The organism is Streptococcus sp. SM5, assembly GCF_027497975.1.
Genome location: NZ_JAJNSC010000003.1, coordinates 60,263 through 74,129, shown reverse-complemented (window position 1 = coordinate 74,129; position 13,867 = coordinate 60,263). Strand labels below are relative to the sequence as shown.

The following is a 13,867-nucleotide window of genomic DNA, read 5'->3' as shown; positions in this document are numbered from 1 at the left end:
TATCTAATTGAAGCCTTTTTTCTCACTATATCAAGGTCTAAAGAAGAGCTTGAAAGGTTTCTTCCAAGCTCTTCACAATTCTTTTCATTCAATCAGTAAATTCACTTCAGAGAATTTAATCCTCACCGTTGTTCCTTGACCAAGTTCAGATTCGATACGGATTTGATGACCTAATTCTTGGCTAATTTTCTGGGTTAAATAGAGACCAAGTCCAGATGACTGCTGGGTCATACGACCATTGTAACCTGAAAATCCGCGTTCAAAGACTCGAAGAACATCACTATTTTTAATGCCGATCCCAGTATCTTTGATACAAAGGTCCTGACCATCCATATAGATTTCAATTCCACCTTCATTAGTATACTTAAGGCTATTTGACAGGATTTGTTCAATGACTACCAACAGCCATTTTTTATCCGTCACAATGCTTCTATCCAAGTCATGCAGATTAACACTTAAACCTTTCTGGATAAAGAAAATGGCATATTTGCGAATGACTTCCTTGACCAAATCCTCTACATTTTCTTTCTTCAACACCAGATCATCATGGAAGCTCTCTAAGCGTAGGTATTGGAGAACGAGGTTGGTGTAGGAATCAATCTTAAAAATCTCCTGTTCTAGCTGTTGCTTCAATTGGCGATCTGCCACCTCGCTCACGAGGAGTTTACTGGCCGCAATTGGTGTTTTTATCTGATGCACCCAGAGAGTATAGTAGTCCACCAAGTCATTATAGCGATTTTCCGCATCTGATTTCTTTTGATAAAGTTCCTCTTCACTTTTCTCTAATTTTTCAGTTAGTAAGAGCTCCATTGGTGACTTGGCTTCTCTTTCGCCGTAGAACAGTTCCTTACGGTAGCGTTGCAATTCTATCAAGAAATCAAATACCAGAAACAAAAATGTCAAAAATGTAGATAGAAAGAAGAAATAGTTAAAGTAGGGCCCTTGCTTATCAAACAAGATTTCAAAGAGAAAAAGCAAACCTGTAAGCGATAGAATAAAAGCAAAAAAACGTCTACGCGAACGGATATAAGCTAGAAAAAAACTTTTAAAATCAAGCATGTTTCAACCCGTACCCTATTCCTTTCTTGGTTTCAATAAAACCAATCAAACCTTCTTCCTCCAGTTTTTTGCGCAAGCGAGCGACATTAACGGATAAGGTATTATCATCGATGAAGAAATCACTATTCCAAAGTTCCCGCATCAAATCGTCACGCGCCACGATATTGCCTGCATGCTCAAATAAGACACGTAAAATCTGAAATTCATTCTTTGTTAAACTGATAGTTTTTCCATTGACGTGCACATCCATAGACTTGGTATTGAGGATAACCCCTGCATACTCCAAGAGACTTTCATCCCTTCCAAATTCATAAGAGCGGCGCAATAATCCTTGTACCTTAGCTAAAAGGACCTGCTGGTCAAAAGGCTTGGTCACAAAATCGTCAGCTCCCATATTAATAGCCATCACGATGTCCATAGCCTGGTCTCTAGAAGACAGAAACATAATGGGAACTTTTGAAATCTTACGGATTTCCTGGCACCAATGATAGCCATTAAACAAGGGAAGACCAATATCCATAAGAACCAGATGAGGTTGAGATTGAACAAATAGCGTTAGAACTTCCATAAAGTCTTCTACCATGACTACTTCAAAACCCCATTCGGAGAGCATTTTCCCAACTTGTTGACGGATTACTGGATCATCTTCTACTAGTAAAATCTTATGCATCTGCTCCTCCTTTTTCTATATTATAGCAAAATTCTCCTGACTACTAGCGAAATTGATGTAAATCTGATATGATAAAAGTTAAGAAAGGAATTCTCATGGCCAATATTTTTAACTATCTAACTGATGTTCAATACGATTCTTTTTATGATCTTCCCTTAAATGAACTGGATATACTTGCTTTGACAGAGCTGACTTATCTTCCTTTTGATGACTTATTGGACCAGCCTGTCAATCGTTTAAGCGATGTCGCAACACGTGTTCCGCGAGAAAGCACCATGTTGACCAATAAAGAACGTCTGCAACTTTTAGACCAACTCTCCCAACATAAGCGTTTTAAAAATAGTAAGCTCTCCAACTTCGTCAACGATATTGATGTGGAACTTCAAAAGCAATTCGCTGCGATGACCTATCGTCTGAATCTAGATACCTATCTGATTGTCTTTCGTGGCACAGACGATAGTATTATTGGCTGGAAGGAAGATTTCCATATGACCTATATGAAGGAAATCCCTGCCCAAAAACATGCTCTTGAATACTTGGAAGATTTCTTTAAACAATATCCAAAGCAAGAAGTAATCATTGCCGGACATTCTAAAGGTGGTAATCTAGCCGTCTATGCTGCCAGTCAAATCCAACCTGATTTGCAGGAAAAAATATCTGCAGTTTATACTTACGATGCTCCAGGTTTGCAGGCTCATCTGACTGAAACCAGCGGCTATCAGGAAGTAATCCCAAAAATTCACCGTTATGTCCCCCAGGGATCCGTCATTGGAATGATGCTTGAAGTTCCTGATACTCCTATTGTTGTGCGCAGTCTGGCCTTAGGTGGTATCGCCCAACACAATACTTTCAGCTGGCAAACTGAAGGAACTCACTTTGTCCAACTAGAGGAAATTAGTAGAGAAAGTCTACAAATCAAAGACGCTCTAAAGGAATGGATGGACAGTGTCCCGGATGAAGAACTTGAGCTCTATTTCAATCTCTTCTTTGGAACTATTTTAGAGTCTGGGATCAATTCTATCAATGATTTATCTTCTACCGGTGCTATCGAGCACATTCATCAACTGGTTTCCCAAGCTCAAACACTAGAGCCTCAACAAGTTGAAATCTTAAGAAACCTGACACAACTCCTACTGGATGCCCGCTTCCAAGCCTGGAAAAATCATTTTTAATGAGTTAAAAGTCCCTTCCTTTCTGGAGGGACTTTCTTGTTTGTTCCTATTTTTTCCTAATTTTACTGTTCTGTGTTATACTAGTAGCAGTATATTCTATGAGATTGGAGAACTTATGAAAATTCACAGAACCGTGAATCCTGTTGCTTATGAAAACACCTACTACATTGAAGGTGAGAATCACTTGATTGTGGTTGATCCAGGTAGCCATTGGGCTGAGATTCGTAGCGTTATTGAGACCATTAACAAACCTATCTGCGCTATTCTCCTGACCCATACCCACTATGACCATATCTTAAGTCTAGATTTGGTTAGAGATACTTTTGGAAATCCTCCAGTCTATGTAGCAGAAAGTGAAGCTTCTTGGCTCTATACTCCTGTTGATAATCTTTCTGGGCTTCCTCGTCACGATGATATGGCGGATGTCGTGTGTAGACCAGCTGAACACACCTATGTTTTTCATGAAGAATACCAGATTGAAGAATTCCGCTTTACCGTCTTACCAACTCCAGGCCACTCTATCGGTGGAGCTTCACTTGTTTTCCCAGATGGAAACTTGGTCTTAACCGGAGACACGCTCTTCCGTGAGACAATTGGCCGTGATGACCTCCCAACAGGTAGTTTGGAGCAAATGCTTGACAGTATTCGCAATCAGCTCTTCACCCTACCAAACTATGATGTTTACCCAGGCCATGGACCTGCTACGACTATCGCCCATGAAAAAGTATTTAATCCCTTTTTCTAAAATATAAAAACCAAGGACAATCATCCTTGGTTTTTTGATTACCAGATAATCACGCGGTCTTCAGGTGCACGCCACATTCCGTCGCCTTCTTTGACATCATAAGTTGTAAAGAAGTCATCAAAGTTTGGCACTTGGACATTAACTCGAAGTTTAGCCGGTGCGTGCACGTCAACACTGGCCATTAGTTTCATCAACTCAGGACGACCTTTCATACGCCAGATACGAGCAAAGTTATGGAAGAACTCTTCAGCTGAGAAATCTGGTTCTCTCTTAGCAGCTTCAAGGGCAGCAGCAATTCCTCCTAGGTCGGCAACGTTTTCGGATACAGTTAATTTGCCATTGATTTTTGCACCGTAAGATTCTTGACCATCAAACTGGTCGATAACCTTCTGTGTTTTTTCTTTAAAGGCTGCGTAGTCGCTCTCTGTCCACCAATCCTTGAGACTACCATTTTCATCAAATGAAGCCCCATTTGTATCAAAGGCATGAGAGATTTCATGGGCGATAACCGCTCCGATACCACCATAGTTGGCAGAAGATGACTGATGCAAGTCATAGAATGGAGCCTGTAAGATAGCAGCAGGGAAGACAATCAAGTTCTTTTGTGGATTGTAGTAGGCATTAACCATGTGAGCTGGCATTCCCCACTCCTTGTAGTCAACTGGCTGGTTCCATTTGCTCCAGCTGTGCTTGATTTCCACACGCGCAAAGGCAAGAGCATTCTCAAAGAGGCTAGCAGATTCATCCACTACCTTGTCCTTATAGCGAGCTGGTAGCTCTTCTGGATAACCAATATAAGGCTTGATAACATTGAGTTTGACGATAGCTTTTTCTCGTGTTTCAGGTGTCAGCCAATCGTTCTTAGCCAAGCGTTCCTTATAAACATCAATCATAGTTGCCACTTTTTTCTCAACGTCCGCCTTGGCTTCTGGAGAGAATTTTTCATGGGCATACCAAAGACCAAGAGCTTGTTTGAATGGTCCTTGGGCTAAGTGGTAAGCAGCCTTGCGCTTGTCTTGGGCTTCTGGAACTCCTGAAAGGGCACGGCCATAAGCACCTGACAAAATGCGAATCTCATCTGTCAAATAGCTTGTTGAAAGATTGACCACACTCAAGATCAAGCTTGCCTTGAGTAAAGGCCAAGCTTCTTCACTATAGAATTGCTCTGCTGCTTGCCAGAAACGTTCCTCATCTACGATAACCTTATCTGGAGTTTGACCAATCACTGCTTGGAAAAAGTCATCGAGAGGTAAGGCAGGCGCAAACTTTTTGAAATCTTCATAAGAATATGGATGGTAAAGTTTGGCATATTCTGAACTTTCTTCGTTAGAGAGGACTACAGCTGCGATACGGCGGTCCAATTCCAATCGTTTCTCTAATAAATCCTCGATTTCTTCATCTGAGAAGTTATAGGCTTTGAGGAGATTAGAAGTACTTTCTTTCCAAAGGTTCAATAATTCCTCACGCTGAGGATGGTCTTCCGCATAGTAGGTTGTATCAGGCAAGATAGTTCCTGGAGCACTAGCCCAGAGAACATTGGTTCTAGCATCCATAAAGTCTGGTGATACTCCAAATGGAAGGAAGTTTGGCTTACCAGCTAATTCAAATGCTGCTAGTTTACTTGCGAAATCCGCAAAACTTTCCAAATCCTGGTATTCCTTAAGCATAGGAAGGACTGGCTCAATTCCATCAGCTTCTCGCTTATCGAAATCTCTCACCATAGCGTGGTATTTGACAAAGTTTGCTAGGATATGATCTTCTGGAACATCTTCTCCAGCCAACCACTTGTCCGTCGTTGTTAGCATCAACTCTTCGATTTCTTCGTCAAGGTCGATAAAACCACCTGTTCGTGATTTATCGGCTGGAATGACTGCAGTCTTTTCCCATTCACCATTTATAGCATCATAAAAATCATCTTGATAACGTGTCATCTTGTTCTCGCTTTCATTTTTCACTTATTCTTAGCTTAGCAAAAATCCCTGAGGAATGCAATTAAAAATGCCGTCTCTTCTTGATTGATTTCATCATTAATATTTTAAATTTTTAAGAAAATTAACTTGACTTAATTTTTTTTTTAAGGTATATTAAAAGACAGGAGGATTACAACTGTATGATACGTATCGAAAACCTCAGTGTCTCCTACAAAGAAACGTTGGCACTAAAGAATATTTCACTAGTGCTCCACGGACCAACGATTACCGGAATTATTGGTCCAAACGGCGCTGGTAAATCAACCTTATTAAAAGGTATGCTGGGAATTATCCCACATGAAGGACATGCTTTTATCGATGATAAAGAAATGAAAAAATCTCTTAAGAAAGTTGCCTATGTCGAGCAAAAAATTCATATCGACTACAACTTTCCTATCAAGGTAAAAGAATGTGTCTCTCTGGGACTCTATCCATCCATTCCACTCTTTCACACCTTGAAGGCAAAGCACTGGGAAAAGGTGGCTGAAGCACTAGAAATTGTTGGACTTTCTGACTACGCAGATCGTCAGATTAGTCAACTCTCTGGTGGTCAATTTCAGCGTGTATTGATTGCCCGCTGTCTAGTTCAAGATGCTGATTATATTCTCTTAGACGAGCCCTTTGTGGGGATTGACTCTGTCAGTGAAGAAATCATCATGAACACGCTGAGAGATCTTAAAAAAGCTGGCAAGACTGTCCTTATCGTTCACCATGACCTCGGCAAGGTTGCCCATTATTTTGACCAGGTACTCCTTCTCAACAAGGAGCTAATTGCCTTTGGTCCAACAAAGGAGACCTTCACCCAAGCCAATCTCAAACAAGCTTATGGTGACCGACTCTTTTTCAATGGAGGTGACCTATGATTGCAGAATTTATTGATGGATTGCAGAACTTCCACTTTCTCCAAAATGCCTTGATTACAGCTGTTGTGATTGGTATTGTTGCTGGAGCGGTTGGATGCTTCATCATTCTCCGTGGGATGTCTCTTATGGGGGATGCTATCTCGCACGCTGTCTTACCTGGTGTAGCTCTTTCTTTTATTTTAGGAATTGACTTCTTTATTGGTGCTATCATCTTTGGACTGCTTGCCTCTGTCATCATCACCTACATCAAGGGGAACTCTATTATCAAGAGTGACACTGCCATTGGGATTACCTTTTCATCTTTATTGGCTCTTGGCATTATCTTGATTAGTGTGGCTAAAAGCTCGACTGACCTCTTCCATATTCTCTTTGGGAATATCTTGGCCGTGCAAGACATAGACATGTATATTACCATCGGTATGGGAGCTCTCATTCTATTGATTATCGGGATTTTCTTCAAGCAACTCTTGATTACATCCTTTGATGAACTCCTAGCCAAAGCTATGGGCATGCCAGTTAATTTCTACCACTATCTACTCATGGTACTCTTGACCTTGGTGTCAGTGACTGCCATGCAAAGTGTCGGAACCATCCTTATCGTAGCAATGCTGATTACTCCAGCTGCGACAGCTTATCTTTACGCCAATAGTCTAAAGACCATGATTTTTCTTTCATCAGGCTTGGGAGCTCTAGCTTCTGTCTTGGGACTTTTTATCGGTTATAGCTTTAACCTGGCTGCAGGTTCAAGTATCGTGCTGACATCTGCAAGTTTCTTTCTCATCAGTTTCTTTATCGCACCAAAACAACGTTATCTGAAACTGAAAAATAAAAAAATCAAACAATAATGAGGGTAGACCCTCTGGAGGAATATAATGAAAAAATTAGGTGCATTACTAGTTCTTTTTCTTTCCATCATCGGCCTAACTGCTTGTGCAACTGGAAAAAAAGACACGGCCGCAAGCGACCAAAAATTAAAGGTTGTAGCTACAAACTCAATTATCGCTGATATTACTAAAAATATTGCTGGAGACAAGATTGACCTTCATAGTATCGTTCCCGTAGGACAAGACCCACATGAATACGAGCCACTACCAGAAGACGTCAAGAAAACATCGCAAGCCGACTTAATCTTCTACAATGGTATCAACCTTGAAACAGGTGGAAATGCCTGGTTTACAAAATTAGTTGAGAATGCTAAGAAAACTGAAAACAAAGACTACTTTGCAGTTAGCGAAGGCGTTGATGTCATCTACCTAGAAGGCCAAAATGAAAAAGGGAAAGAAGACCCACACGCTTGGCTCAATCTTGAAAATGGGATCATCTATGCTCAAAATATTGCTAAGCAACTCATCGCTAAAGACCCTAGCAACAAGGAATTCTACGAAAAGAATCTCAAAGAATACACTGAAAAATTAGACAAGCTTGACAAGGAAGCCAAAGATAAATTTAACGCTATTGATGCTGATAAGAAACTTATCGTAACCAGCGAAGGATGCTTCAAATACTTCTCTAAAGCTTACGGTGTACCAAGTGCTTACATTTGGGAAATCAATACTGAAGAAGAAGGAACACCTGACCAAATCAAGACTTTGGTTGAAAAACTTCGCCAAATGAAGGTTCCATCTCTATTTGTTGAATCCAGTGTCGATGATCGTCCAATGAAGACAGTTTCTAAAGACACAAACATCCCAATCTATGCTCAAATCTTTACGGACTCAATCGCTGAAGAAGGTAAAGAAGGCGACAGCTACTACAACATGATGAAATACAACCTTGAAAAGATTGCTGAAGGATTGTCTAAATAATCATTTAAAAAACGTCATTCACCTTGTATTGGCGTTTTTTGTCTGTTCAGTTTTCGGTCAAATCATTGGAAAAATCTGATAATTCTCGGTAAAATAAAAGAAAAAAGAATGGAGTAGTTTCATGACCACTTTTTTCGGAAATCCTGTAACCTTTACAGGTAAACAACTGCAAGTCGGAGACAAGGCACTTGACTTTTCTCTTACGACAACCGATCTCTCTAAAAAAACGCTAGCTGACTTTGATGGAAAGAAAAAAGTCTTGAGTGTTGTCCCTTCTATCGATACTGGTATCTGCTCAACGCAAACACGTCGTTTCAACCAAGAACTTGCCAACCTTGACAACACCGTCGTTCTTACCGTTTCTATGGACCTACCATTTGCTCAAGGACGCTGGTGTGGGGCTGAAGGCCTTGACAATGCCATCATGCTTTCAGACTACTTTGACCATTCTTTCGGACGTGATTATGCCCTCTTGATTAACGAATGGCATCTCCTTGCACGTGCCGTCTTTGTTCTCGATACCGATAATACCATCCGCTACGTCGAATACGTGGATAATATCAACAGCGAGCCAGACTTTGAAGCCGCTATTGCTGCTGCAAAAGAACTCAACTAAGTCCAGCTCTTGTAGCAATAGAGAGTGGGACAGAAATCGGTAATTCGTTAGAATTCGATTTCGTCGTCCCACCTCCGCACAGTTGAGTAGGGCTATAAAAGCTGATGAAATCAGCGTAGTAGAGTCCACTCAACCACTGCGTCTTGCTCGACAATCCAAAGACAATTGAGAGGCTAGGACTTTTGTCCCAGCCTCTTTTTTGGTATACTAGATGGAGATAATAAACAAGGAAATGCGAATGACACCAAATAAAGAAGATTACTTAAAATGTATTTATGAGATTGGCATGGAAGTTCCTAAAATCACCAACAAAGAAATTGCTGCTCGGATGCAGGTATCTCCTCCGGCGGTAACTGAAATGATTAAGCGCATGCAATCTGAAAATCTCATTCTAAAGAATAAAGAAAATGGCTATTTGCTGACAGACATTGGTTTGAAACTAGTTTCTGAGCTTTATCGCAAACACCGACTCATTGAGGTATTCTTAGTTCACCACTTAGACTATACTAGCAATCAGATCCACGAAGAAGCTGAAGTGTTAGAACATACTGTATCAGACCTTTTTGTGGAGAGATTGGAAAGTATGTTAGGTTTTCCAAAGACCTGTCCTCATGGTGGTACTATTCCTGCCAAGGGTGAACTTCTGGTTGAGATCAATAACCTGCCACTTTCTGATATCAACGAAGCAGGAAGCTACCTTCTCACAAGAGTCCATGATAGCTTTGAACTTCTTCAATATTTGGAAAAACATGGCATCCATATTGGCGATCAACTTCAAGTCAAACAGTTTGATGGTTTCAGTAATACTTTTACTCTAATTCACAAGAATGAAGAACTTCAAGTCAGCCTCGAAATCGCTAAGCAACTCTATATTGAAAAAATGAACTAACTCCCCTTATCCCTAGAAGCTTTGTCTTTTAGGGTTTTCATAGATAAACAAAAACCAAGCTTGTATGCTTGGTTTTCTTATCTATTCTTGGTATCTAGAATGATGGTTACTGGACCATCATTGATCAGTTCCACCTGCATATCAGCTCCAAAGACACCTGTCTCAACAGGAACTTCCTTGGCTAGTTCTCGATTTAAGTCTTGGTAAAAAGCCTCAGCCATACCAGGTTGGGCAGCAGCTGTAAATGCTGGGCGATTGCCCTTCTTTGTATCTGCAAAAAGAGTGAATTGAGAGATAGAGAGGATTTCTCCCTCAATATCCTTGACTGACAGGTTCATCTTTCCTTCTGCATCCGAAAATATACGCATATTGATAAGCTTTCTCACCGCATAGTCTAGATCTTCTAGTTGGTCTTCAGGACCAACTCCCACTAGGAGTAATAAACCTTGCTTGATTTGGCTATAAACTTGCCCCTCAATGGATACCTGAGCTTGTTTGACTCGCTGAACGATGATTTTCATAGAAATCCTTTCTGACTGTATCGAGCATACTTAACCATTGGTCCGTTTGACTGAGTAGACTTCTGGTACACTCTTAATCTTATCAACTACTGTTGTCAGAGTTGAAAGATTTGAAATCCCAAAAGAAACGTGAATATTTGCAAATTTCATATCCTTGGTAGGCTGGGCGTTTACAGTAGAGATGTTTTTGGTCGTATTTGACAAGACTTGTAACACATCATTCAAAAGACCTGTACGATTGAGACCATAGATATCAATGTGGGCGATATATTCTTTACTTGAGAATTGATCTTCCCACTCAACATCTAAAAGACGCTGCTCATAGTTTTCCTGCGAACGAAGGTTCATACAGTCAACACGGTGGATGGCAACTCCTCGACCTTTGGTAATATAACCAACAATATCATCACCTGGAACAGGATTACAACATTTGGCAATCCGAATCAAGAGACCTGAAGCACCTTGGATGACAACCCCACCCTCATGCTTCACCTTAAGTGTGTCCTTGTTCTCTACCTTGACTTCCCCACCCTTAACCAACTCTTCTGCTTCTGCCTTAGCTTTAGCACGCTCTTCTTCACGGCGTTCTTTTTCAGTTAAGCGATTAAAGACTGTGATGGCACCAATTTCTCCAAAACCAATTGCAGCAAAGAGAGATTCTTCTGTCTTATAGCTAGTTTTTTGGAGCACCTCATCCATATGTCGCTTATCCATGAATTTATTAGCTACATAGCCATGTTCTTGAAACTGACTGATGAGCATTTCACGGCCCTTATTGATCGATAATTCTTTGTCTTGATTTTTAAAGAACTGACGAATCTTATTCCGAGCCTTGCTGGTCTTGACCATGGTAAGCCAGTCACGACTTGGTCCAAAGGAATTTGGATTAGTAACAATCTCAACCTGGTCGCCTGTTTTCAATTTTGTAGTAAGTGGAACCATACGACCATTAACCTTGGCACCTGTTGCTTTTTCACCAATCTTGGTATGAATTTCATAGGCAAAGTCAATAGGTCCAGAGTCTTTTGGAAGTGAACGAACAGCTCCATCTGGAGTAAAGACGTAGATTTCTTCTGCTAGGTAATTTTCTTTGACCGTCTCTACGAAATCTTTAGCATCATTGGACTGATCTTGAAGTTCCATCATCTCCTTGATCCAGTTCATCCCAATCGCAGATTCTTTGCTATTAACCTGTCCCTTGATTCCTTTTTTGTAAGCCCAGTGTGCAGCAACCCCGTACTCAGCAACCTCGTGCATTTCCTTAGTACGAATCTGGAATTCAATAGGGCCTTTTGGTCCATAAACAGTGGTATGGATTGATTGGTAACCATTGGCCTTACGGTTGGCGATATAGTCCTTAAAGCGCCCAGGCATTGGTTTCCATAACTCATGCACATAACCCAACATAGCATAGACATCACTATGAGTCTCTAAGATACAGCGAATGGCAATCAGATCATAGATTTCCTCGAAACGCTTTTTCTTATCTTGCATCTTACGATAGATAGAGTAGATATGTTTTGGACGACCGTAGATTTTCCCTGAGAGGTTTCGTTCGGAAGTATATTCCTCCAACTTGGTCACAACTTCATCGACCAATTCTTCCCGTTCTCTACGCTTCTCCTTCATCATATGGGTAATCTTGTAAAACTCTGTTGGATTGAGATAACGAAATGACAAGTCCTCAAGCTCCCACTTAACACTTGAAATCCCTAGTCGGTGAGCAAGCGGAGCATAGATTTCCATGGTTTCTCTAGAAATTCGTTCCTGCTTATCTTTACGGAGGTGATGGAGAGTTCTCATATTGTGCAAACGGTCAGATAGTTTAACCAAGATAACACGGATATCCTCTGACATAGCCATGAGCATCTTGCGGTGGTTTTCAGCCAGCTGCTCTTCGATAGACTTGTACTCGACCTTCCCTAATTTAGTAACCCCATCAACGATAATGCGAACATCATGACCAAAAACTCTCTCTAAATCATCCAAGCTAGCATCTGTGTCTTCTACCACGTCATGTAAAAAACCGCAGGCAACCGTCACGGCATCTAGCTTGAGCTTAGCTAAAATCCCTGCCACCTGAATGGGATGAATAATATAGGGTTCGCCGGATTTACGATACTGACCACTGTGGCATTCAACAGCATAAACCAAGGCCTTATGCACAAAAGCCACATCTTCCTTCGATAAATATTTTTGTGTTAAAGCGACAACTTCATCGCCTGAATAAATTACTTCTTTGGGCATGCATACTCTCCAGTTCTTCCTACCATTTTATCACTTTTTCGACAATAAGAAAACTAGAAGAACCTAGAGCTTTATAAGAAAAACACTGCTAGAAAATTTCTAGCAGTGTTTGATCATTTATTTTATCTTAGTAAACTGTTTTTTCAGTTTCTACATCGAAGAAGTGTGCTTTGTTTAGGTCAAATCCAAGTTCAACTGTTGCACCTGCTTGCAAGTAGTCACGAGCATCAACTTTTGCAACAAACTCATCTTTACCAACTTGGCAGTATAGGTGAGATTCAGAACCAAGCAACTCTGATACAGAGATAGTTGCTTTAACAACTGATTCTGGGAATGTTTCAAGGAAAGCAGGCTCAGCGTTCACGTCTTCTGGACGGATACCGAAGATCAATTCTTTACCTTCATAACCTTTTTCACGAAGAACTTTCAAAGCTCCTTCTGGAACTTTCAAGTTAAAGCCATCACCAACGATATGGTCACCGTTCAATTTAACGTTGATGAAGTTCATAGCTGGGCTTCCGATGAATCCTGCTACGAATTTGTTAACTGGGTTTTTGTAAACTTCTTGAGGAGTACCGATTTGTTCAACACGTCCGATAGTACCTGTTCCAGCAGGGTTCTTAGTAGCTGACATGATAACAATACGGTCTGCAAGTGTCATCGCCTCAGTTTGGTCGTGAGTTACGTAGATAGTTGTAGCTCCGATACGACGGTGGATTTTAGCGATTTCAGCACGCATTGATACACGAAGTTTCGCATCCAAGTTTGACAAAGGCTCATCCATCAAGAACACTTTTGCATCACGGACGATCGCACGACCCATGGCAACACGTTGACGTTGACCACCAGAAAGGTCAGCAGGTTTACGTTCCAAAAATTCTTTCAATCCGAGGATTTCAGCTGCTTCTTGTACACGTTTGTCGATATCTTCTTTACTGTATTTACGCAATTTCAAACCGAAAGCCATGTTGTCGTATACAGTCATGTGTGGGTAAAGAGCGTAGTTTTGGAATACCATGGCGATATCACGGTCTTTTGGAGCTACGTCGTTGACAACCACACCATCGATAGATGCAGTACCTTCTGTGATGTCTTCAAGACCTGCAATCATACGGAGTGTAGTTGATTTACCACATCCTGAAGGTCCTACGAAAACGATAAATTCTTTGTCTTTGATATCCAAGTTGAAGTCTTCAACTGAATAATGTTCGCTGTTTGGATATTTTTTGTAAATATTTTTAAGATTTAATTCTACCATTGTGGAGAACTCCTTTTGTTTTTGATAGTTTTATTATATATGAAAACGCTTT

Annotated in this window: 13 protein-coding genes; 7 read left to right on the top strand and 6 right to left on the bottom strand. The window is 40.8% G+C overall.

Annotated elements, in window-relative coordinates:
* Positions 1-84 precede the first annotated feature (84 nt).
* Positions 85-1,059 carry an ATP-binding protein gene (locus tag PAN07_RS02905; RefSeq protein ID WP_269796983.1) on the bottom strand — a complete coding sequence of 325 codons (975 nt, stop codon included), beginning with the start codon at positions 1,057-1,059 and terminating at the stop codon, positions 85-87.
* Entirely contained in the window at positions 1,052-1,729 is a 678-nt protein-coding gene (locus PAN07_RS02900; protein ID WP_269796982.1) for a response regulator transcription factor, read from the bottom strand. The genes PAN07_RS02905 and PAN07_RS02900 overlap by 8 nt, the downstream gene beginning before the upstream one ends.
* Before the next feature lie 95 nt (positions 1,730-1,824).
* On the opposite strand from PAN07_RS02900, the gene PAN07_RS02895 reads away from it, so the two are divergent.
* Both PAN07_RS02895 and PAN07_RS02890 read left to right on the top strand, forming a co-directional pair.
* A complete protein-coding gene (locus PAN07_RS02895) occupies positions 1,825-2,901 on the top strand; it encodes a DUF2974 domain-containing protein (protein ID WP_269796981.1) in 1,077 nt (358 codons plus the stop codon).
* Between the two features lie 115 nt (positions 2,902-3,016).
* Positions 3,017-3,646 (top strand): MBL fold metallo-hydrolase, encoded by a 630-nt coding sequence (locus PAN07_RS02890; RefSeq protein WP_075567911.1) that lies wholly within the window; start codon positions 3,017-3,019, stop codon positions 3,644-3,646.
* A gap of 38 nt (positions 3,647-3,684) precedes the next feature.
* Here PAN07_RS02890 and PAN07_RS02885 read toward each other — a convergent pair whose 3' ends face one another.
* Positions 3,685-5,577 carry a M13 family metallopeptidase gene (locus tag PAN07_RS02885; protein ID WP_269796980.1) on the bottom strand — a complete coding sequence of 631 codons (1,893 nt, stop codon included), beginning with the start codon at positions 5,575-5,577 and terminating at the stop codon, positions 3,685-3,687.
* 179 nt (positions 5,578-5,756) lie between these two features.
* Between PAN07_RS02885 and PAN07_RS02880 the strand changes: the two genes are divergently transcribed.
* The 5 genes from PAN07_RS02880 (at position 5,757) to PAN07_RS02860 (ending at position 9,789) form a co-directional block, all read left to right on the top strand.
* Positions 5,757-6,479, top strand: coding sequence for a metal ABC transporter ATP-binding protein (locus PAN07_RS02880; RefSeq protein WP_269796979.1), 723 nt, complete (start codon positions 5,757-5,759; stop codon positions 6,477-6,479).
* Complete coding sequence (locus PAN07_RS02875; protein ID WP_269796978.1) at positions 6,476-7,324, top strand: metal ABC transporter permease; 849 nt, start codon at positions 6,476-6,478, stop codon at positions 7,322-7,324. The genes PAN07_RS02880 and PAN07_RS02875 overlap by 4 nt, the downstream gene beginning before the upstream one ends.
* Positions 7,325-7,351: 27 nt before the next feature.
* The gene (locus PAN07_RS02870; RefSeq protein WP_269796977.1) at positions 7,352-8,284 is read left to right on the top strand and encodes a metal ABC transporter substrate-binding protein; all 933 of its coding nucleotides are present in this window, start codon (positions 7,352-7,354) and stop codon (positions 8,282-8,284) included.
* A gap of 121 nt (positions 8,285-8,405) precedes the next feature.
* Complete coding sequence (gene tpx, locus PAN07_RS02865; RefSeq protein ID WP_269796976.1) at positions 8,406-8,900, top strand: thiol peroxidase; 495 nt, start codon at positions 8,406-8,408, stop codon at positions 8,898-8,900.
* Positions 8,901-9,138: 238 nt separating this feature from the next.
* Positions 9,139-9,789 (top strand): metal-dependent transcriptional regulator, encoded by a 651-nt coding sequence (locus tag PAN07_RS02860; protein WP_269796975.1) that lies wholly within the window; start codon positions 9,139-9,141, stop codon positions 9,787-9,789.
* Between the two features lie 77 nt (positions 9,790-9,866).
* Here the strand turns inward: PAN07_RS02860 and dtd are convergent, their stop codons facing one another.
* From dtd to ugpC, 3 genes are all read right to left on the bottom strand, one after another.
* Complete coding sequence (gene dtd, locus PAN07_RS02855) at positions 9,867-10,310, bottom strand: D-aminoacyl-tRNA deacylase (RefSeq protein ID WP_269796974.1); 444 nt, start codon at positions 10,308-10,310, stop codon at positions 9,867-9,869.
* A gap of 30 nt (positions 10,311-10,340) precedes the next feature.
* Complete coding sequence (locus tag PAN07_RS02850; protein WP_269796973.1) at positions 10,341-12,557, bottom strand: bifunctional (p)ppGpp synthetase/guanosine-3',5'-bis(diphosphate) 3'-pyrophosphohydrolase; 2,217 nt, start codon at positions 12,555-12,557, stop codon at positions 10,341-10,343.
* Positions 12,558-12,684: 127 nt separating this feature from the next.
* A complete protein-coding gene (gene ugpC, locus PAN07_RS02845) occupies positions 12,685-13,815 on the bottom strand; it encodes a sn-glycerol-3-phosphate ABC transporter ATP-binding protein UgpC (protein WP_142556692.1) in 1,131 nt (376 codons plus the stop codon).
* Between the last annotated feature and the right edge of the window lie 52 nt (positions 13,816-13,867).